Source organism: Salipaludibacillus daqingensis (assembly GCF_029891575.1).
Classification (GTDB): Bacteria; Bacillota; Bacilli; order Bacillales; family Salisediminibacteriaceae; genus Salipaludibacillus; species Salipaludibacillus daqingensis.
The window spans coordinates 203,489-224,710 of the sequence record NZ_JARZHF010000001.1; the positions used below are offsets into that span (position 1 = coordinate 203,489).

23 protein-coding genes are annotated in these 21,222 nt (G+C 36.2%); all 23 read right to left on the reverse strand.

Annotated features, from left to right (window positions below):
- Window positions 1–383: 383 nt before the first annotated feature.
- Window positions 384–767 (reverse strand): chorismate mutase, encoded by a 384-nt coding sequence (gene aroH / locus QDN89_RS01030; RefSeq protein WP_280768222.1) that lies wholly within the window; start codon window positions 765–767, stop codon window positions 384–386.
- Window positions 764–1,855 (reverse strand): 3-dehydroquinate synthase, encoded by a 1,092-nt coding sequence (aroB, locus tag QDN89_RS01035; protein ID WP_280768223.1) that lies wholly within the window; start codon window positions 1,853–1,855, stop codon window positions 764–766. Before aroB ends, aroH begins: the two co-directional genes overlap by 4 nt.
- Window positions 1,856–3,028, reverse strand: coding sequence for a chorismate synthase (gene aroC / locus QDN89_RS01040; protein ID WP_280768224.1), 1,173 nt, complete (start codon window positions 3,026–3,028; stop codon window positions 1,856–1,858).
- A 247-nt stretch (window positions 3,029–3,275) separates the two neighbouring features.
- Window positions 3,276–4,046: a CheR family methyltransferase gene (locus QDN89_RS01045; RefSeq protein ID WP_280768796.1), complete on the reverse strand. Its 771-nt coding sequence runs from the start codon at window positions 4,044–4,046 to the stop codon at window positions 3,276–3,278.
- Window positions 4,047–4,300: 254 nt separating this feature from the next.
- Window positions 4,301–4,744, reverse strand: a complete 444-nt coding sequence (gene ndk / locus QDN89_RS01050) for a nucleoside-diphosphate kinase (protein ID WP_280768225.1) — start codon at window positions 4,742–4,744, stop codon at window positions 4,301–4,303.
- A gap of 191 nt (window positions 4,745–4,935) precedes the next feature.
- Entirely contained in the window at window positions 4,936–5,907 is a 972-nt protein-coding gene (hepT, locus tag QDN89_RS01055; RefSeq protein WP_280768226.1) for a heptaprenyl diphosphate synthase component II, read from the reverse strand.
- A gap of 14 nt (window positions 5,908–5,921) precedes the next feature.
- Complete coding sequence (locus tag QDN89_RS01060; protein ID WP_280768227.1) at window positions 5,922–6,779, reverse strand: menaquinone biosynthesis protein; 858 nt, start codon at window positions 6,777–6,779, stop codon at window positions 5,922–5,924.
- A 2-nt stretch (window positions 6,780–6,781) separates the two neighbouring features.
- A complete protein-coding gene (locus QDN89_RS01065) occupies window positions 6,782–7,387 on the reverse strand; it encodes a UbiX family flavin prenyltransferase (protein ID WP_280768228.1) in 606 nt (201 codons plus the stop codon).
- Window positions 7,384–8,244, reverse strand: a complete 861-nt coding sequence (locus QDN89_RS01070) for a UbiA-like polyprenyltransferase (protein WP_280768229.1) — start codon at window positions 8,242–8,244, stop codon at window positions 7,384–7,386. Before QDN89_RS01070 ends, QDN89_RS01065 begins: the two co-directional genes overlap by 4 nt.
- Window positions 8,245–8,435: 191 nt before the next feature.
- Window positions 8,436–9,137 (reverse strand): demethylmenaquinone methyltransferase, encoded by a 702-nt coding sequence (locus tag QDN89_RS01075; RefSeq protein ID WP_280768230.1) that lies wholly within the window; start codon window positions 9,135–9,137, stop codon window positions 8,436–8,438.
- Between the two features lie 3 nt (window positions 9,138–9,140).
- Window positions 9,141–9,956 carry a heptaprenyl diphosphate synthase component 1 gene (locus QDN89_RS01080; protein WP_280768231.1) on the reverse strand — a complete coding sequence of 272 codons (816 nt, stop codon included), beginning with the start codon at window positions 9,954–9,956 and terminating at the stop codon, window positions 9,141–9,143.
- Window positions 9,957–10,238: 282 nt separating this feature from the next.
- Window positions 10,239–10,457: a trp RNA-binding attenuation protein MtrB gene (gene mtrB / locus QDN89_RS01085; RefSeq protein ID WP_280768232.1), complete on the reverse strand. Its 219-nt coding sequence runs from the start codon at window positions 10,455–10,457 to the stop codon at window positions 10,239–10,241.
- 216 nt (window positions 10,458–10,673) lie between these two features.
- On the reverse strand, window positions 10,674–11,240 hold the full coding sequence (gene folE, locus QDN89_RS01090; protein ID WP_280768233.1) for a GTP cyclohydrolase I FolE: 567 nt from the start codon (window positions 11,238–11,240) through the stop codon (window positions 10,674–10,676).
- Window positions 11,241–11,420: 180 nt separating this feature from the next.
- On the reverse strand, window positions 11,421–11,693 hold the full coding sequence (locus QDN89_RS01095; protein ID WP_280768234.1) for an HU family DNA-binding protein: 273 nt from the start codon (window positions 11,691–11,693) through the stop codon (window positions 11,421–11,423).
- A 364-nt stretch (window positions 11,694–12,057) separates the two neighbouring features.
- Window positions 12,058–13,536: a stage IV sporulation protein A gene (gene spoIVA / locus QDN89_RS01100; protein ID WP_280768235.1), complete on the reverse strand. Its 1,479-nt coding sequence runs from the start codon at window positions 13,534–13,536 to the stop codon at window positions 12,058–12,060.
- A 759-nt stretch (window positions 13,537–14,295) separates the two neighbouring features.
- On the reverse strand, window positions 14,296–15,012 hold the full coding sequence (locus tag QDN89_RS01105; RefSeq protein ID WP_280768236.1) for a hypothetical protein: 717 nt from the start codon (window positions 15,010–15,012) through the stop codon (window positions 14,296–14,298).
- A gap of 35 nt (window positions 15,013–15,047) precedes the next feature.
- Window positions 15,048–15,251, reverse strand: a complete 204-nt coding sequence (locus QDN89_RS01110) for a DUF2768 domain-containing protein (RefSeq protein WP_280768237.1) — start codon at window positions 15,249–15,251, stop codon at window positions 15,048–15,050.
- A gap of 400 nt (window positions 15,252–15,651) precedes the next feature.
- The gene (locus tag QDN89_RS01115) at window positions 15,652–15,912 is read right to left on the reverse strand and encodes a stage VI sporulation protein F (RefSeq protein WP_280768238.1); all 261 of its coding nucleotides are present in this window, start codon (window positions 15,910–15,912) and stop codon (window positions 15,652–15,654) included.
- A 74-nt stretch (window positions 15,913–15,986) separates the two neighbouring features.
- The gene (locus QDN89_RS01120; RefSeq protein ID WP_280768239.1) at window positions 15,987–17,036 is read right to left on the reverse strand and encodes an NAD(P)H-dependent glycerol-3-phosphate dehydrogenase; all 1,050 of its coding nucleotides are present in this window, start codon (window positions 17,034–17,036) and stop codon (window positions 15,987–15,989) included.
- An 11-nt stretch (window positions 17,037–17,047) separates the two neighbouring features.
- Window positions 17,048–17,665, reverse strand: a complete 618-nt coding sequence (gene plsY, locus QDN89_RS01125; RefSeq protein WP_280768240.1) for a glycerol-3-phosphate 1-O-acyltransferase PlsY — start codon at window positions 17,663–17,665, stop codon at window positions 17,048–17,050.
- Window positions 17,666–17,692: 27 nt separating this feature from the next.
- Window positions 17,693–19,009 carry a ribosome biogenesis GTPase Der gene (der, locus tag QDN89_RS01130; protein WP_280768241.1) on the reverse strand — a complete coding sequence of 439 codons (1,317 nt, stop codon included), beginning with the start codon at window positions 19,007–19,009 and terminating at the stop codon, window positions 17,693–17,695.
- A gap of 280 nt (window positions 19,010–19,289) precedes the next feature.
- On the reverse strand, window positions 19,290–19,922 hold the full coding sequence (locus QDN89_RS01135) for a YphA family membrane protein (RefSeq protein ID WP_280768242.1): 633 nt from the start codon (window positions 19,920–19,922) through the stop codon (window positions 19,290–19,292).
- Between the two features lie 223 nt (window positions 19,923–20,145).
- Window positions 20,146–21,201, reverse strand: coding sequence for a type 2 isopentenyl-diphosphate Delta-isomerase (gene fni, locus QDN89_RS01140; RefSeq protein ID WP_280768243.1), 1,056 nt, complete (start codon window positions 21,199–21,201; stop codon window positions 20,146–20,148).
- Window positions 21,202–21,222 lie beyond the last annotated feature (21 nt).

Genomic DNA, 21,222 nt, shown 5'->3' on the forward strand with positions numbered 1-21,222 from the left:
CTCTCTATAGATGAAGAGGGCTGAAGGATGAGGAAGAAGGGGGACGAATGGAACACCAAATTAGAGGAGTTTCCATTACCTTTTGAAAATACGAATCGTAAATCGTATTTCACCAACAAACCTTTAAATTGAATTAGACTTTACTGAACTAAAAAACGTCTGCCCATAGGGGGCAGACGTATCCAATTTAAGATACTCTCTTCTCTGCTCTCCTCAACTCTGCTCTTCTCAAATTTACTATTAGGAACAAATTGTTCTCAGATCATCTTTTTTAATATGAACGAAACAATTAATCATTAACAACTATATAGTGACTATTTTTACGATTAAACACGGTAATTCTCTCAGCTATACTCTCATCTTCACTAAACTTATCATTTATCCTAACGCGTTTCTTGTTCATTTGTCAAGGATAAGTCTGGTCTAAGATGTACTGCTTCTTTTAAGTATACATGATGAATCTCATCGGGTTTCTTTGACGTATTAACAGTAACCATTAAGCGAATGCACCTTGGTAAGCTTCCTGGCACTTTAATTTCTTGGGCACACATGACGGGGACATACTGAAATCCCTTTATTTCCCTTAATGCTCTTGCTGGAAATGTCGCATTTAAATCATTCGTCATCGTAATGATAATATGCGAGATATCATCTGGATGGATATGATTTTCACGCTGGATTTCTTCCATCACTTCAATAGTGGCTTGAAGAATCGCATCCTTATCATTTTTTGTTACCGTTGTCGCCCCTCTAACTCCTCTAATCATAAAAGCTCCCCCTCTCGTTCTAGCAAAGATAGGATTCTTTCATCTTCCACCGCAACTAACTTCGGCTTACCTATGTCTTCTAAAAGAACAAACCTTATCATTTTATCTGCAGCTTTTTTATCTAATTTCATACGTTTTATTAAATTCTCAAAAGAACAAGTCGTCGGAATCTGTAAGTCATATCCTAATTCGGTCAAGTAATTAATAATATGATCATAATCTAATTGCTTTTCATAATAATTTTCACTTAATTTCAGAGCAAAAATCATGCCTATCACAACAGCTTCCCCATGGGTAATTTCCCCATATCCAAGTTCAGCTTCAATCCCATGGGCTAACGTATGCCCAAAATTTAGAAAAGCTCGCACACCTTGTTCTCTCTCATCTTCTTGTACAATCGTCGCTTTTACTTGAATGGATCGTGCTAACATCGTATTTATTGTTTCACTTGAACACGACGAAAAAGAGGAGACATTTTCTTGTAGCCAATCTAAAAAGGTTACATCTGCAATAAATCCATGTTTAATGACTTCTGCAAATCCTGAACGCCATTCTTTTTCTGGCATTGATGTGAGCATTTCCGAATCATAGATGACCGCTGAAGGTGGATGGAAGGCCCCAATTAAATTTTTTCCTAGAGGGTGGTTAACACCAGTTTTTCCCCCGACGCTAGAATCATGTGCTAATAAAGTTGATGGTAGTTGAATAAATCGAACCCCTCGCATATATGTAGCAGCTACAAACCCTGCTAAATCTCCGGTTACACCGCCTCCTAAAGCAATGATAACCGCTTGTCGATCAAGCCCTCTTTCAAGTGCGTCTGTCAGCAGTTGCTCATACTGGAATAACGATTTTGATGCTTCGCCACTAGGTATTATTGAAACAAAAGGTTTATCCTCACAAGGAAATGAGGACATAACGTCATCCAAGTACAAATCAGCCACAGTCTTATCAGCTATGACCATGTAAGAGCTTGCTGGTTTATCCAACGATTCCGTTATGACTTGATATGTTTCGTGGCGCACGCCGTTTTCAATATAAACAGGATACTCGTGTGATTCGCTCTTGATCTTTAAACGAGGTTTCATTTAAAACTTCCTCACTTCATCAATATATGATTCATAGTGTTTTTTTATATCATCCATTGTATCTGAACCAAATTTGTCTAGAAATGCATCAGCTATTTCCCAAGCAACAGCTGCCTCACATACGACAGCCGCCGCTGGAACAGCGCAACTATCCGATCGTTCAATACTCGCTGTGAAAGGTTCTTTTGACTCAATATCAACACTTTGTAGAGGTTTATAGAGCGTCGGAATAGGTTTCATTGCCCCGTGAACAACAACTGGCATTCCGTTCGTCATTCCACCTTCGAAACCACCTAAGCGATTGGATTTTCTGTAAAAACCTTTTTCCTCATCATGGGCAATTTCATCATGTACCTTGCTTCCATTCATTCTTGCTGCTTCAAAACCAAGACCGATTTCTACTCCCTTAAAGGCATTAATACTCAACACGGATTGAGCAATCTTTCCATCGAGTTTTCGATCATAGTGAACAAAACTTCCTAGACCTACAGGAACGTTTTCTGCGATCACTTCTACAATTCCTCCGATAGAATCTCCGTTTTTCTTAGCTTCATCGATCGCTTCCTTCATTTTTTCCGATGCATGTTCATCTGCACACCGAACTTCAGAAGCTTCTGTTACTTCTTGAAGAGACTTCAGAGAATCATAGGGCTTTTGTTCACTAACAACATCACCTATCTCTAACACATGCCCACAGAGGTGAATGTCGAATTGTTTTAATAATACTTGAGCAACAGCTCCAACCGCCACACGAACTGTTGTCTCTCTTGCAGATGATCGTTCTAATACGTTCCGCATATCGCGATGTCGATATTTAATCGCGCCATTTAAATCCGCATGTCCCGGACGCGGACGAGTTAGTTTTCTCTTCACTTCTTGTTCTTCATCTTCTGATAAAGGTTCTGCTCCCATTATTTTTGTCCAATGAGTCCAATCTTTGTTTTCTACATGCAGTGTAATAGGCGCACCTGTTGTTCTGCCATGACGAACACCACTTGTAATTGTGACTTGATCTTTTTCGATTTGCATCCTACGGCCGCGTCCGTATCCTTTTTGCCTACGTGCCAAATGTTCATTTATATCTTCTACGGTTAAAGGAAGTTGACTAGGAACCCCTTCAATGATCGCTGTTAATTCGGGACCGTGAGACTCCCCTGCTGTCAAAAATCGCATGTTATATCTACCTCAACTTTCTTTATCGCTTTTATGTGTTAAAAAGTTATTATTACTATTGTTGATGATTTGAACAAATTTTTCAAGTGTAAAGTCTGAATTTTTCTTATTCTATCATATTTTTTTGATTATACACTGATATTTCTGATAATGAAAACACCTGACCTGCATCCAATGCTCAACGATCCTTTATCAATATAAATAAAAACGTGAACAGTCAACAATTCGACCATTCACGTTTGATAAATTATATTTTTCTATAAAAAAAAGTATCTTCTGTTTCTAATCCGTATTTATGAGGATTAAATATTTGCTCCGTGCTTCCTACGAATAAAACGCCACCGGGTTTTAATGCATGGCTAAACTTCTCATATAACTCACTTTTCGCTTCTTCTGTAAAATAAATCATCACGTTACGACACACGATTAAATCATATCCACCTTCAAATCTTTCAGCTAATAAATTATGCCGTTTAAATGTAATCATTTTCTTTAATTCATCTTTCACACGGTAACCAACTTGCTCATTGATAAAATAATTATTTAGCATCGATTGATTAACTTCTTTCAATGATCGCTCTGGATAAAACCCTTTTTTGGCTCGATCAATAATCGACTGATCTAAATCAGTTGCTAATAAATCAATTTGAGTCGATCTCAAATATTTTAGTAGGAGCATCATCAACGAATAAGGTTCTTCTCCGGTTGAACAAGCAGCACTCCATGTCTTGATTTTCGTTTGCTTCTTCAATAACCTCGGAAGTATTTTGTATTCTAGCACATCCCACCTTTGAGGATTTCGAAAAAACTCTGATACATTAATTGTCATTCTTTGTAAAAACTCTTCAAAAAGTTGTTGATCTTTTGATAAAACATTGTAATATCCACTAAAAGTTGTAAAACCTCTTTTTTCTCTTAAAGAAGTCAGCCGCCGCTTCATTTGAGCTTCTTTATATAAAGAAAGGTCAATTCCGGTTTTTCCTTTTATTTGATTAATAAATTGTTGATAATCATCCATCGTCAAAATTTCTCATCTCCCACGCAGGTAATTCTGTCTAACTATATTATTATCATACTTTTGTTCACTCGACTAGAATTTTCTTACATTTTGTTTGTTCCGATCTTTATGATCGCTTGCTAAAAGAACAATTATTTACGGAGTTAAACTTTCTTAAAGTATAAAAAAAGCTACCGGTTATCCGGTAGCTTTTAGCATAAAATTCAATGATTTCATTTAGTGAAGACACGACTTAAAAATATCTTTCTTCTAGATTAAATCCATTTAGAGTTTGTTTTCTCATAGGAAACTAACTCGTCTTCATCAAAAAATAATCCGATTTCTCTTTTAGAGCTTTCAACAGAATCAGAGCCATGAATGATATTCATAGATACCCGCACTCCAAAATCTCCGCGGATCGTACCTGGGTCTGCTTCTTGAGGATTAGTTTTGCCAACCATTTTTCTAGACTCGTCAATCACTCCTTCACCTTCCCAAACCATTGCAAAGACTGGGCCTGAAGTGATGAAATTTACTAAATCTCCGAAAAATGGACGTTCTTTATGTTCACCGTAATGTGTTTCAGCCAAATCTTTTGTTATTTGCATAACCTTCGCTCCCGTTAATGTAAACCCTTTCATTTCAAAGCGTGAAATAACTTCCCCAATTAAATTACGTTGAACTCCGTCTGGTTTTACCATTAAAAATGTTCTCTCCATGTTCCATACCCCCAACTATTTAGATGAATAACAAACCTGTTTGATTATAGCAAATTTTATAACATTTAACAAACCTACCATATTTTTTGGATTCATCATGGTTTTTCTGATAAATCATATCAATGGTTTTATTGCGGTTGTAGTTATAATTAGCCCTTGCTTCATAAAAGCGAGGGCGTTGTTCGTTCGTATTAAAACCTTCGTTCCCCAATATAATCTGCAATCTGAATCAATGCTTTCTTAGGCTGAATATCTGGCAACGGCTCAAGAGCTAACAGCGCTTTTTTCAAATATCGATCAGCGATTTCTTTGGAATAATCAATCGCTCCTGTATTTTTTATTTGTGTGATAATTTCCGACATGTCTAACTGATTAGTATTTCCGTTTTCTAAGTAGGTAATAATCGTTTGTTTCAATGTTGGATTTTTGCTCATCGCATAGAGTACAGGTAATGTGACATTTCCTTGAGCCAGGTCGCTACCGGCAGGTTTACCTAACTCTTTTTCTGTTCCTACGAAATCCAATATATCATCCGTTATTTGAAAAGCCATCCCAACATAGTATCCATATCGCTCTAATTGCTTTTGTTCTTTTAGTGATGCTCCTGATACTAATGCGCCAAGTTGACAACTTACCGCGATTAACAAGGCTGTTTTTCGTTTAATTCTTCTTAGATAGATCCTTAAATTTTGATACCAATTGTACTGATCTCGAATTTGTTCTACTTCCCCAATGCACATCTCAACCATTGCATCCGATAGAACTCGATGTAGTTCTCGTTCTTCACTATATGTAGCTAGCTCTACTGCTTTTGCGAAAATATAATCCCCGGTATACATCGCCACCCGGTTGTCCCATTTAGATTTAATCGTCTTTTTACCACGTCGAAGTTCTGCATCATCAATTACATCATCATGCACAAGAGACCCCATATGTATTAATTCCAAAGGAACAGCCACATGTTTTATTTTTTTGAAATCGTACTCACCAAACTGAGCAGATAACAACACAAAGACAGGGCGAATTCGCTTTCCGCCCGCCTTTAATAAGTGTGAGGAAGCTTCTTGTAAAATCGGGTGATTTGCATCGATATTATTTTCAATTTCTTTTTCTATTTTTAGTATATCTGATCGTAAATGCCAGTAAATATCAGTTAATTTCATACTACTCCACCTTGTTAAACAGAGTGAACGTGACTGGATGGTTTCCAAATAGATATTTCCTTCACTGGTTTCTCCAATAGTTTCAAGTCGTGAGCCAAATCAAAATAATGGTATAACCCATCTAAATGTCGATCTGAAAGTTCATAATTTAAACCTGAAAAATATCCATTCCAAAAACTAGTCGTTCCTCCCAATTGATATTGTATAGATTTAATCATTTCAAAGAAGTTGTTATCAATACAACGAGCTTTACTTTTTAAAAACTGATGGTGCACCTCAGTTAACAGTGAGGCTTGTTTTTTAAACGTTTCTTTTCGCGTAGCAAACACAGCATACGTCATTGGAAGGTCGGTGAATTTCTCCCAAACTTCCCCTAAGTCATATATATAAACAGAGGCATCTTTCGATAAACTAGCCATGATTGCATCATCACCAATAAGTAAACAAGCATCATATTGTTTCATCATGTTATCATAATTTGGATAAGTTGTTTCAAAAGACACATTTAATTCATAAAATCGATGTAAAATAATCTTCAATAAATTCACCGAAGTTGCGGAACTAGAAGTTAAGCCAATATTTGAGCCTTCTAACTTTTCAATTGGACGTTTAGAAAATAAAAAGATCGAGCCCACTTTTCCTGTTGATGATACAGACAAGTCAGGGAATATTCGATATTCATTACTGTGTTCACCATAGGAAAATGAAGAGATACCTCCAACATCAACAAGTCCATTAGCCATATCTTCATTAAGTTTTGCCGGGATAGCTGGAACAAATTCACATCCGTACTCTTTTAATTTGTTTCGGTCAATATAATAAAACATTGGTAAAATATTCGTATAAGAAATTTCCCCAATAACGAGTGTCATGATTAGCTTCCTCCCCAGCGGGTAAACAAGTCATGGTTTACACCAACTTGATCCAGAACCTTACCAACTACAAAGTTTATAAGGTCATCCATTGATTCAGGATTATGATAGAAACCTGGCATTGCTGGAACAATTATTCCGCCAAGATCACTTACCCTTTTCATATTTTCTAAATGAATGGAACTTAAAGGAGTTTCTCGGGGGACAATCACAAGTTTTCTTCGTTCTTTTAAAACGACGTCCGCCGCTCTCTCTAATAAGTTACTAGAAATACCGTGTGAAATCTTTGCTAACGTCCCCATAGAACATGGGATAATAATCATTCCATCACTTTGAGCAGATCCACTAGCAATTGGCGCAGAAAAGTCTTGCTGGGAATGGTAATGAAAATTGTCGTATCCACCAAATAAATCTTCTAAACACTTTTCTTTATCTGACGTATCCATCTGAAGTTCGTAGAAGAGAACTTGCCAAGCAGCACCTGTAAGTAGAAAATGTACCGTATGCCCCCCCCTTAATAGCGCCTGTACAAAACGAACCCCATATATCGCTCCGCTGGCTCCAGTAATCGCAACTGTGACAACTTTTTTTTCAGCCTCATTTTTCATAGAAGTAAATCTCCAATCGTAAAAGCAAGCATGACCATACTAATAATTCCATTCATCGTAAAAAAAGCTACATTTACTTTTGATAAATCATTTGGAGAGACAAGTGAATGCTCATAAACCATAATTGCCCCTACGATCATGATACCAAACAAGAATATCCATCCTAAAGGTGTAATAAAAAATAATAAAATCATAGCTGTGAAACTAATAATATGAAATACTTTTGCAAAACGCAACGCTTTAACTATTCCGAAATAACTTGGGATTGAATACAATTTCACGTCTTTATCATAATCTGCATCCTGGGTGGCATAAATAACATCAAATCCTGCCGTCCAAAGAGCAACCGCAACAAATAAAACAAAAGCTTCCCAAGTTAATGTTCCTGTTGCACCAACCCATCCCCCAAGAGGTGCTATCCCTATTGTCATACCGAGAAAGACATGACATAACCATGTAAATCTCTTTGTATAGGAATAAAACACTAAGAAAAAAACAGCGATAGGTAATAAATATACGGCAAGCATATTTAACTGATATGCTGAAAAGATTAACACCGTAAATGATCCTATAATGAATGCTACTGTTTCTACTTTCGATAACAGTCCAGCTGGAATAGCTCGTTCTTCCGTTCTAGGGTTAGCTGCATCGATTTTTGCATCGATTAACCGATTTAGGGACATTGCTGCACTTCTTGCACCAACCATAGCTAATGTAATCCATATCCATTGAGATAATGTTGGCCAAACGTCGTGAATCAACAGACTCCCCAGAACTGCTCCTAAAAACGCAAATGGTAGAGCAAATACAGTATGCTCAAATTTTATCATCTCTAATATAATTCTTAATTTTTTCATCCTAAATCCCCACTTTAAAACGACCTTCGTTTTCTATATAATTTATAATTTCATTCAATTATCAGTTTCTTAGCGAACATAAATTCACTTGAAATGACAGTGAATATTACTCAATAGCACATATGAAACTCTAGTGATCTATAACTTACAAGTGGACCTTTGTATTTTACTTACCTATTAAATTATTTTATTTATTTTGTTGCAAAATGGGACGCAGCTACACCACCAGAATAAGATTTAACATCCACTTGTTGAAATCCAGCTTCTAAAAATAAATTTTTCAGTTCCTTTTTTCCAGGAAAAGATTGACTAGATTCTTGTAGCCAAGAATATTCGTCATAACTTTTTGCAAAAAATCTTCCGAAAAGAGGCATAATATGTTTAAAATAGAGCCAATAAACTTGTTTAAAACCAATCATCGTAGGCTGAGATGTTTCTAAACAGACTACCATTCCATCAGGTTTGACGACCCTTCTCATTTCTTTTAAAACTTGTAAATAATCAGGTACATTTCTTAATCCAAAACCGATCGTCACGTAATCAAATTGGTTATCGTCGAAAGGCAACTCCATCGCATTACCATGAATTAGATCCACCTGAGAAAGTTGTTTTTCTTTGATTTTTTCATGACCAACGGAAAGCATATTTTCACTAAAATCAAGTCCGATTACATCGCCATCTTTTCCAACGGCCTCTCCTAAATGAATCGTCCAATCAGCTGTACCGCAACAAACATCTAAAGCAGATGCACCTTTAGGTACTGCCATTTTTTTCATTGTATCTTTTCTCCAAGACAAATGCCTTTGAAAACTAATAATTGCATTCATTTTGTCATATTGTCCTGAAATTGATTGAAATACATCGTGTACGCGTTCTTCTTTTGAGCGAGCCATGTTTTATCCTTCCTCTACAACACATTGTTCTTTGTGGTGATATTCTAACATTAGTTTTTTTACTCTTACTTTTATGAATTCTGATACGCTTAATGTATCAAGTGTAAGCTGTTGTAAATTCATATATGACTCTTCTATATATTGATTAAATACATCTAAGTGTTCATGGTCAGTTAATTTATTAGATTTACCGTTGTTTCTCCGGTTAAAATAACTCAAAATTTTTCCTTCGTAACCGTATTCAAGAAATTCTAATCGCTCTTTCAAAAGTGATTTAAGTAAAAAGAATTCCTCCATCACTTCTGACCATTCGGATAAACCTACTTTGTGAGAGATGTTACGGAGTAAAGAAGCATGGATCGTTTTCAAGTCTGTAAGCGTCGGTTGAATCCTTTTTCTTTGTTGCTTGTAAATATTCATTTTGGATTCATTAATTTCTTGAATAGACCTAGCCATAACTCTTATGAGCGAAACGTCCTCCAGTTTTGATAATACATAATAATAAAGACTACTATAATAATCTCCTGCTAAAACGGTCAGCTGGCGCTTGATTTTTGAATTATCTGAGCCTATCTCATGTGTATTTACTCTTTCATGTGTATCTAGAGCTGCTTGTACTAATAAAGCAGTTAAAATACAATCATGAGTATAGTCCTTCGAGAATTCCTTTTCCTTCAACATGAAAAAAAGAACGGTCGCTTGGTCTTTATCAATTACTGGATCTTCTAAAAACTTATTTAAATAAGGATGTTTCACACTTCGATAGAAGCTTTCAAACACCTCGCTCAGTTCTCGGTTGTCTTCATAAAATGTTGTCATTCAAAAGTCCCCCAGCAGTGAAAATTCTCAAAGTCATATTGCAAAGTTTTGTTCCACTTCACACATGTCTAGTATATCACAATTGCTTCAGACCGATAAGCAATCCACAAAATAATCGTCATTTTTTAAGTCTTCTTATTTTATTAATGACATTTCACTCTTCCATTTAAAAACGTTACCATTTTTCAGATTTTTCATTTATTATAATAGATGTTTAACTCATTCTTTCCTTTTAAATATTACATATATCCTAAAAAAAAAGTAAAGCAAGAATTTCCTGCTTTACTGATTGTTACTCATTTCGCCATGAGCTGTTTGGAGTGTTGCTTTTCCTCTAATTTTAATCGCAGATGTATGTTCAGTAAACTGAGCAATCATCATTTCGTTTTTATCTAGTTTTTCCGAATGATGAAATCTTGTATCAGTTCCCCGTGTTAAACCGATAACATTTACACCGTCTTCATCCGCTTTAATAACAATATAGTCATTCGTTTCAGCCAATTAGATCTTCTCCCTCCCAAATACTCTATATGATAATTAGGCAATTTAAACTGTTAGAAGAACTATTCCAATCGGTATTAGCCACGATAAACGTTGTTTTTCTCATTGTGTAGTAATCTAATTCACCACACCTCTTGCTGTTTATCGTGTGCCAAAAATTGATATTTATTCTCTTCTTTTACTTTAAAGATGACCAACCGAAAAGATAGGAACCTGCTATTCTTTAATAAATGCTAACACTTCTGCTCTGGCAGCATCATTACGTTCAAACGCACCTCTGACTGCTGACGTGATTGTTTTAGAGCCTGGTTTGCGAACCCCTCTCATCGTCATACACATATGTTCCGCTTCTACTACAACAATCACTCCTCTAGGGTTTAATGTTTCTACCATAGAATCAGCAATAGTCGATGTAATTCTTTCTTGTAACTGAGGTCTCCTAGTAACAGCTTCAACAGCTCTCGCTAATTTACTTAACCCTGTCACTTTCCCCCCACTAGGTAGGTAACCAATATGCGCTTTTCCAAAAAACGGCACCAAATGATGTTCACACATGGAGTAAAAAGGAATGTCCTTCACTAAAACCAACTCTTCGTGATCTTCTCCGAAAACTGTTTTAAAGTGTTCTTTAGGGTCTTGTTTTAACCCTTGAAAAACTTCTTCATACATTCGTGCCACTCTGCTAGGTGTATCTAAAAGACCTTCTCGGTTTGGGTCTTCCCCTATTGCTTCAAGAATCATCGTTACTGCTTGTTGTATTTTTTCATGGTCTACTTGGTTCATGATTTATTACCTCCATTTCTTGTACTATTTGAACTATTGTCTTTAAAATTTTAGCACATGCAATTTCAAAATAACAAGAAATGGGTACTTTTATATTAAAATATAAAATTGCATTAGAAAAGGCGTCCCAAAAGCTTAGCTTATGGGACGCCTTATTTCAACATATAGCCCTATATGTAATTACTTAACTGCGTCTTTAAGGGCTTTACCAGGTTTGAAAGCTGGCACATTGCTTGCTGGAATTTCGATTTCTTCACCTGTTTGTGGGTTACGACCTTTACGAGCCGCACGCTCACGTACTTCAAAGTTACCAAAGCCAATTAATTGGACTTTTTCACTATTTTGAAGTGAACCAGTGATGACATCAAAAACTGCATCAACAGCACTCGTTGCATCCTTCTTAGAAAGTTCGGATTTTTCAGCAACTGCATTGATAAGTTCTGTCTTGTTCATACCATTCACCTCCTCCTTTACTTATACTGTGTTATTACTGTTCTTTCACAATCATAAGCTTTTTATACTTGTTCCCCTCAATTCAAGGGATAACAAGGCTTATGTTAAACCAAAAAGCTTAATAATTCAACATTTTTTGCATATTTGTTGGATTTTTTATGCCTTTTTTCCTTTACATGGTAAGATAACATACATTTTTTACATATATTAGGATAAATTGTATGCTCCCCCAAACACCTTGCCTAAGCTATTTTCTTTCATTTTCTTTATATATTTTATTGTTTTAGGGAACAATGGTCAACATTTTTTATTTATAACGAAGAAAAAATAAAAAGCCAAAATAAAAAGCCCTCCGAATGGAGAGCTATAGAATTATCGCTATTAAACCACCTGAACCTTCGTTAATGATTCTCTCAAGTGTTTCTTTTAGTTTGTATCGCGCATTTTCTGGCATAAGTGACAACTTAGCTGATATTCCTTCTCGAACAATAGAGTTTAATGATCGTCCAAAAATATCAGAGTTCCAAATCGACAATGGATTTTCTTCAAAATCTTGCATTAAATAACGAACTAGTTCTTCACTTTGTTTTTCCGTTCCAATAATCGGTGCAAATTCTGATTCCACATCGACTTTGATCATATGAATGGATGGGGCAACAGCTTTTAACCGAACACCAAATCGCGATCCTTGACGAATGATTTCTGGCTCATCTAAGCTCATATCAGTAATAGTTGGAGCAGCTATGCCATAACCCGTCTGCTTAACCATTTTTAGCGCTTCTGAGACTTGATCATATTCTGACTTGGCGTATGCTAGGTCCTGCATAAGCTCTAGAAGATGGTCTTTCCCTCTTATCTCTACACCTACCACTTCCATTAGAATTTGATCATACAGGTCTTCAGGAGCTTTTAAATCTACTTCAGCTACTCCTTGACCCATCTCTATCCCAGCAAGGGACGCATGATCGATAAATTCATATTCCGTGAAATGTCCAACCATTCTGTCTACATCTCTCAAACGCTTAATATCTTTAACTGTTTCTCTCACCGCATGTTCATAATTCGCTCTTAACCAATGTTCTTCTTTTAAAACCATAACCCAACTTGGCAAATTTACATTCACTTCATGAACTGGAAATTCAAATAATACTTCTCTCATGACCGTGTGAATATCTTGTTCTGTCATTCCTTCAATGTTCATCGCTAATACAGGCACATCATGCTTTGCTTCTAAATTTTCTCTAAGACTTTCCGTTTCAGGGTGAGTAGGGTGTACGGAATTGACAACGACTATAAATGGCTTTCCTACTTCTTTTAATTCTTCAATAACCCTCTCCTCAGACTCTAAATAATCTCTCCGAGGAATTTCACCGATAGATCCATCTGTCGTGACTGCTACCCCAAGCGTTGAATGCTCTTGAATGACTTTACGCGTTCCTATTTCTGCTGCTTCTTGGAAAGGAATTGCATCTTCATACCAAGGTGTGTGAATCATTCTTGGACCGTGTTCATCTTCATAACCAGTTGCGCCTGGTACAGCGTAACCAACACAATCAACGACACGAACATTAACGTCTAATCCTTCATCAACATGAATAGAAACCGCTTGATTTGGCACAAATTTCGGTTCTGTTGTCATGATTTGTCTTCCTGCTGCACTTTGAGGAAGTTCATCTTGTGCCCTAGCTCGATCTTGCTCAGTTTCAATATTCGGAATCACAACTAATTCCATAAACTTTTTTATAAATGTTGATTTCCCTGTTCTGACTGAGCCTACAACACCGAGATAAATGTCACCACCCGTTCGCTCTGCAATATCTTTGAAGATATCTACTTTTTCCACAAAATCGCCTCCTGCTCAGTTTCTAAGTAAACTCATTCATGCGGGCATGATTGAATTCAAGTCTTTGTCTCTATTACTCTATGATGTTGTCCACTATTTATGACAAGGATGTTCAGAGTTTTCTTAACATCAATTTCGTCTACTTGGATACATATTCAGTAGATTTACCATTAGAACAGAAAATCTGTACTTTTAAATGAAATAGATCATAATTATTCCATCTACATTTTTTATTTGGTATTAGGCCTGCAAGGTAATGCAATGGCTTTCTTTAAGTAAATTTTCCTCACACCGTTTAAAATTAATGAATGAACTAATTACTCATAAAGGTTTATCATCGTCTACTTAAAATACCAAATAAAAAATCAGGCCACCAAACACCCATTATTAGGAAGCTCAACAAAGGGTGACCAAGGGGAAGGTTCCTTCGGTTGATAGGAGAGACAGATTCCCAATCATTTATGTTTTGAATGCCAACGAGGAAAATCCATCAATTCATAAAAGAGAGTCCCTCATTGTATGTTAGGCAACTGGAAGGCACTATCTATCTCGCTTACTTCCTTTCTTCACCGACGCTCTCTCGTTTCGGGCACTATACGCTTCCTTTACTTTCCGAATACGCGGCGGGTAGCTGCTGAAAAGTTTGGCACACCTCCTCCTACGATCATCATTACCAAAACTTATCCACAACTCAAAAATCTATTGTTTCCTAAACAATAAAAAAACCATCACCTCTTCGCAGAGTTGATGGTTTTTGCACTATTCATTCATGAATATTACTTCTCCATTTTCTATTGTTTGAGGAATCGAATAAACAGGAACAAACGGACTCTCTTCCACCAATAACCAGAGGAGATCTTCTTTCTCTTGCTCATTGTCCCATTCATATTCCTCTGCATAATGTTGTATATCTAACGAATAATCAATAACGATACTTCCATCTGTTTGAAACAAAAGGGGCAATTTATGATTGGGATGAAACGGACTATCCACTAGTGGCTCTTCATCATAGCCTAATGCATCAAAATCTAATTTTAACAGTTCACTTCCTACCACTTCTTTAATTGGCGCATAATCGTTCTGACTCCGATATTGAAATATCTTTCTCTCAAGATCTTGAATAATCCTAACAGTATTTAGATCTATTAATTTCACTTCCGGTGTATCTTCAGGAGTGACCAAAACATATTGGTACTGTCCTCCACTTTCAAATGAATTACCTGGTGGCTGTTGAAGATAAGCCGGAATTAGTTGAGAAAAATTGATCGGATATTTACGGAATATCGGTGTGTCTGCATCTCTAGTCTTTATTGGTAAAACCCCTGTATTTTCTTGATATTGCACAACAGCAGCCTGTACCGACTGTAACTGATCTTCATAAGGTGCCTGATTTTGTCTTCTTTCTTCGTCTGGATACAAACATCCAGTTAAAAGTGTGATAACGACTACCAGAAAGCCTAGACGGAAATAAGTCATAATATATCCTCACCTCTACTTTATCTTAAACCTATTTATTCTGGAACTGGCCCCGTAAAGACAACTAGAACCATAATCAATCCCGATATCATGATGACTAAAAAACAGATCGTCAGTAATATATATCTTAAAATACCTGTAAGTTTTTCTTTTGTAAAAATGGTTAAAATGACAGAAAAGAACATTAAGCCCATTCCAATAAAAGACACCCACATTTTTAATAGTGGATCTTCAAACATTATTATCCCCCTACCTCCTTAAAATTGCTGCATGCTTTATAGTGTTGATACCTTAGAAATAGATTTATCCTGGATTATTATAGCATAGGCAATGGCAGGATGCATAAAAAGAAGACCGCTACAATACATATTAATTTTCCTAATAAATAATATGTATTCCTAGATATGTATTCTTCGTTAGGAGCTCCAGACGAGGTTATTGCTAATGAAAAGAGATGCACTGCCTTTGCTTGACATTTTGAGTTCTTAAAGCACAAAAAAGCTGAAGAAAAGGGGCCCTTTCTTCAGCTTTAACGACTAAATAATGCCTAAAATAACTTGATGACAGCCATGCTCTTGTCTTTACTATATATATGACAACATTGAATAATTTGATCACTACGAACGTCTAATTCTTGCATTATTTTTGAAACATTTTCGCAAGTGTACCAAAATCCATCGGAACTTGATTTGACGTAATCGCTTTTACCAATTGATCTTCTTTTTCTTTTGATACAGGTTTATTAGCCATTTTTGCAACTTGATGAATTAGTTTTCGAACATTTTGTTCATTTTTTAAATCTGTTTGATTAAGCGATTGAGCCAGTTCTAATAAATCTTCTTGTTTTACATTCGTTTTTTTCTCAATTTGATCATAAAATGGGTTTTTATTTTCGTTCACACTTCATTCCTCCTCATACATTGATGTTTTATATCGTATGCATCATAGAGGTATTCGTGTGACTAGTTCTTCATTTAAGGTTCAAATTGGTTAAGTGGATCACTGTCACCAAACTTTAAATCTTCCACTTCGTGTTTTTTTACTCGTCCCATTAATTCAGAAACAGCCTCTTTAGGAGATTTATCATGAAAAAGAACTTGGTATAATTCTTCTGTAATCGGCATTTCAATGTTTGTTTTCTCAATTAATTGATAAGCTGCTTTCGCAGTTCGAATTCCTTCAACAACCATTCCCATTTCTTGTTGAACTTCTTCAACTGATTTTCCTTTGCCAAGCATGTTGCCAGCCCGCCAATTTCTACTATGTACACTCGTGCATGTGACAATCAAATCTCCGAGACCAGTCAAACCAGCGAATGTAAGAGGGTTTGCACCTAATTTCATACCTAAACGAGCAATCTCAGCTAATCCTCTCGTCATCAACGCAGCTTTCGCATTATCGCCAAAACCTAACCCATTAGTCATCCCTGCACCAATTGCGATAATGTTTTTCAACGCTCCACCAATTTCAACACCGATAAGATCTGGATTCGTGTATACACGGAAGTGTTGATTCATAAATAGGTCTTGAACTTCTTCCGCACTTTCTATAACCATAGAAGAACTAGTTACGGTTGTAGGCTGACGCCTAGATACTTCTTCCGCATGAGACGGACCAGAAAGAGCCACGACAGAACGCCTTTTTTCTTCAGGAATTTCTTCTTCAATAATCTCTGAAATTCGTAAATGTGTTTCTGGTTCAATTCCTTTACTAGCATGAACGAACAATAAAGGACCAGTAATGTGCTCCTTAGCCTCTGACAATACTTCTCTCATTGCTTTTGTAGGAACGACAACAAGGACTACATCAACTTGATGAAGTGCGTCACCTATATTTGTATATGCATGAATATTATCAGGTAATGTAACATCTGGTAAATAGCGTATATTCCGATTATTACGATTAATACTCTCTACCTGTTCAGCAGATCTTCCCCACAATTGAACGTCGTGTCCATTATCCGCTAAAACAAGCGATAAAGCGGTACCCCAACTTCCAGAACCTAATACTGCAATTTTCGCCATCATTATGCCTCCTATTGTTTCACTGATGCTTTTTGACCTAGCTTACTTTCTTCACCTTTTAATAACCTCTCAATATTTGACCGATGTCTCCAAAAAGAGAGTCCAGTAATACCTACTAGAAAATAAACGAAATAAAATGGATAATCAAAATAATCAAATGATAATGCCGCAATAATCGTTGTTCCTAACATGAAAAGAAGTGAGCCTAATGATACAAATCGAGTAATTACAATAGATAAAATAGCAATAACACCAGCAATCAAAGCTGGAAAAAATACGAGAGCAGCTAATACACCAATCGTAGTCGCTACTCCTTTTCCGCCTCTAAATCCATAATAAATCGGCCAATTATGACCGATAATTGATGCAAAACCACTAGCAGCAGCAATCATAGGATCACCACCAGATAACCAAAAACCAATCCAAACTGCAACAATACCCTTTGCACAATCTAATAATAACACTGCAATAGCTGGCGCTAACCCCATCACTCTTAAGGTATTGGTTGCACCAGCATTTCCACTGCCGTGATCTCTTATATCCAATTGTTTAAACTTCTTCCCAATCACATAGCTAAAACTAATAGCACCGATAAGGTAGGATAAAATAATCGCAATGGCAGACGTCATAAGATTCCCCCCCTACACTTTTTCTACTTAATTACTTTTTTTACGTGCGATAATATGAATTGGTGTTCCCACAAAATTGAATGCTTCCCTAATTTTATTTTCTAAATATCTTTTATAAGAAAAGTGAAGCAATTCTGGGTCGTTAACAAAAATGATAAACGTTGGCGGAGCAACGGATACTTGAGTTGAATAGTTAATCCTTAGTCTTCGTCCACCGTGATCGGTAGGGGTTGGATTCATCGTTACTGCATCGACAATCACATCATTCAAGACATGGGTTTGCACACGAAGAGTATGAGATTCACTCACTGTGTTAACTGCTGGTAATAAATGCTGCAACCGCTTTTTTGTTTTAGCAGATAAGAATACAATTGGTGCATAGTCCATGAATAAAAATTCATCACGGATTTTTTGTTCAAATGTTTTCATTGTCCTCTCATCTTTCTCTACAGCGTCCCATTTGTTAACGACAATCAAAATCGCCCTACCAGCTTCATGAGCATATCCGGCTATTTTTTTATCTTGTTCAATAATACCTTCCTCTGCATCAATGACAACAAGAACAACGTTGGAGCGTTCAATCGCTTTTAGAGCTCTTAATACGCTATATTTTTCTGTGGACTCATACACTTTCCCTCGTTTTCTCATCCCTGCCGTATCGATGACAACATACTCTTGATTATCCTTTGTAAACGGCGTATCAATTGCATCTCTCGTTGTCCCAGGGATATTACTGACGATAACGCGCTCTTCACCTAGAATCGCATTCACAAGGGATGATTTCCCTACATTTGGGCGACCAATAAGACTCATGCGGATCGTATCATCATCATACCCGTCTCCTTCATCTTTCGGGAAACTCGCTGCAGCATGATCCAATAAATCCCCTAGACCTAATCCGTGAGAACCTGAGATTGGATATACTTCCCCTATACCTAAACTATAAAATTCATAAAGCTTTTCATGCAAAGATGGATCGTCCATTTTATTAACAGCAACAACAACTGGTTTTTTTGACCGAAGAAGAATTTGTGCTACTTCTTCGTCTGATGCTGTTAAACCTTCTCTACCATTTACGACAAAACAAATAACATCTGCTTCCTCAATCGCTATTTCAGCCTGCAAACGAACTTGTTCAAATAGGGGCTCTTCACTAATTTCAATTCCACCTGTATCAATAACAAAAAATTCATGTTGCAACCACTCACCTGAACTGTAAATTCGATCTCTTGTCACTCCAGGTTTATCTTCTACAATCGCAATTCTTTCTCCTACTATTCGATTAAAAATTGTTGATTTCCCTACATTCGGACGACCAACAATGGCTAGTACTGGTTTTGGCAAAATAATTTCCTCGCTTTCATTTGTAACTCCATACTTCCTACATTATACGTGGAAGTAGACAGGAATGAAACCTGTATTCGTATAACGATGGCTTATGAAGGTTCATAACTTGTTCATTATAGCAGATTGTTTCTTCTTCTCCCATAACTGATTTAAAAACGTGGTTATTTCTATTAAAATTATTTAACTATTTTACATACATACAACATTGCTCTTCTAGTCGAGTTATTATCAGATTCTAACAAATCACTCGAACTTTACGATAAAAAGAGAAAAATGACTATACATTTATTTTTGTCTTTTTTCTAGATATATATTGGTTATTTAAGATGATATTTTCTGTTATCTTCACTTTAACTTTTTCTAATACTGACCAAGAAGCAATAACAAATAGTGACAAGGAAACAATGTCTAGTAATAGCATGCTATCTACCTTGTGAAATGTGTAGGCCGTCCCTAATTCAACAGTCATCATTAAACTCGTAAGAACTATTCCTTGGAAAGTTCCCAATAGCAAAGAATACATTCGAGTATACACATTTCGAAGACTAATAAATAACATAGGAAGAACAACAATCACAATCATCCACAAAGGGGACATAAGAAGCCATACTGGCTCCAAATATATGACACGATGAATCATCCAAATCCAATTTGCAATAAAAAAACTAATAAAAAAGCCTAAGAATAATTGATTTTTTTCCAATTTCATCATAATAATTATACAAAAAATTAAACAAGGTACTAACGCTAAATTCCAGTCTATATACGCGAATGTTACGCTCCATGATGAAAGGATAATTGAGGTTAGAGAAAATGATAATAAAGTCATTTTTACTTTTGAAGGTTCAAAGAAGAACATAAGAACAATAATCATCATCCAAGTTAACCAATAAAATAATATACCATCCATATAGATATTCCTTTCTGCTTTTAAATGAAGTTTCACCGAAAGGAAGACCCTTCATACATTTCTAAAAAACATTGACATTCTAAAGTAAGTTTTTATAGTTTTATCATTTAGTTGATTATTAATAAAAACATCAAAAAAGGCTCCGTCTATATAAACGAAGCCTTTAACAAAATGATCGTTGTAGAATTTTTAAATCATTCGTTCAATATACTGCTCAAACAAGTTATCTCATTCTATTTGCATAAGATGATGTATCAATATTTCGTTCTTGTAACCACTCTCTTGTTTCACCCTTGATTATCAACGGTGCTTGTTTTAAGGATTTGACATTTGTTGTTCCAAGAGCAGTCATAATCATTTTAAGATCCATAAGCATATCATCTATATGTTGAATCGTTATTTCTACACCATCTTCTTGCACCCACTTCAATATTTGCCCTGCCATTCCAGCAGCATCTGCTCCTAAAGCAATCGCTTTCGCTATGTCATAAGCATTTTGAATACCACCGGTTGCTAACACACACAACTTATCAGATACAGACCTCGCTTCTGCAATGGAAGCAGCAGTAGGAATACCCCAATTATCAAAAAACGCCATCTGTCGTTCGCGTCTCTCATTTTCGATCAAAGAGAAATTGGTACCACCAAATCCTCCAACATCTACAAAATTAACGCCAATTTGTTGGAGTTGTCTTACCGATTCACGGCTAATTCCAAACCCAACTTCTTTTACAATAACTGGAACACTTACCGCACTTACAATTCTTTCAATTCTTTTTAGTGCTCCTGTAAACTCTCTATCCCCTTCTGGCATCACAAGCTCTTGAATGACATTCATATGAATTTGTAATGCGTTCGCTTCTAACAAATCTACGGAAAAACGAGCTTGTTCTGGCGTCGCTTCACTGCCGACGTTCGCAAAAATTAATCCTCTTGGGTGATATTGTCTAACAACTTTATAAGATTGTTGTTCTTTTTTGTCTTTAATGGCACTCATTTGTGATCCTACCGCCATAGGTATATGAAAAATATTGGCTATTTGAGCTAACTGACGGTTTATTCCTTCAGTCGCTTTTCCTCCGCCTCCGGTCATAGCATTGATAAAAATCGGCGAACTAATTTGAAGTTCGCCGATTTTTGACTTCAATGAAATATCTTGAACGTTCGTGTTAGGAAAGCTTTGGTGAACAAATTGAAGGTCATCTAAACCCGATGATCGTGACTGCCCTGTTTTTAATGCATATTGAATGTGATCTAGCTTTCTTTTTGAACGACTCAATTTTTCACCTTCAATCTCTCG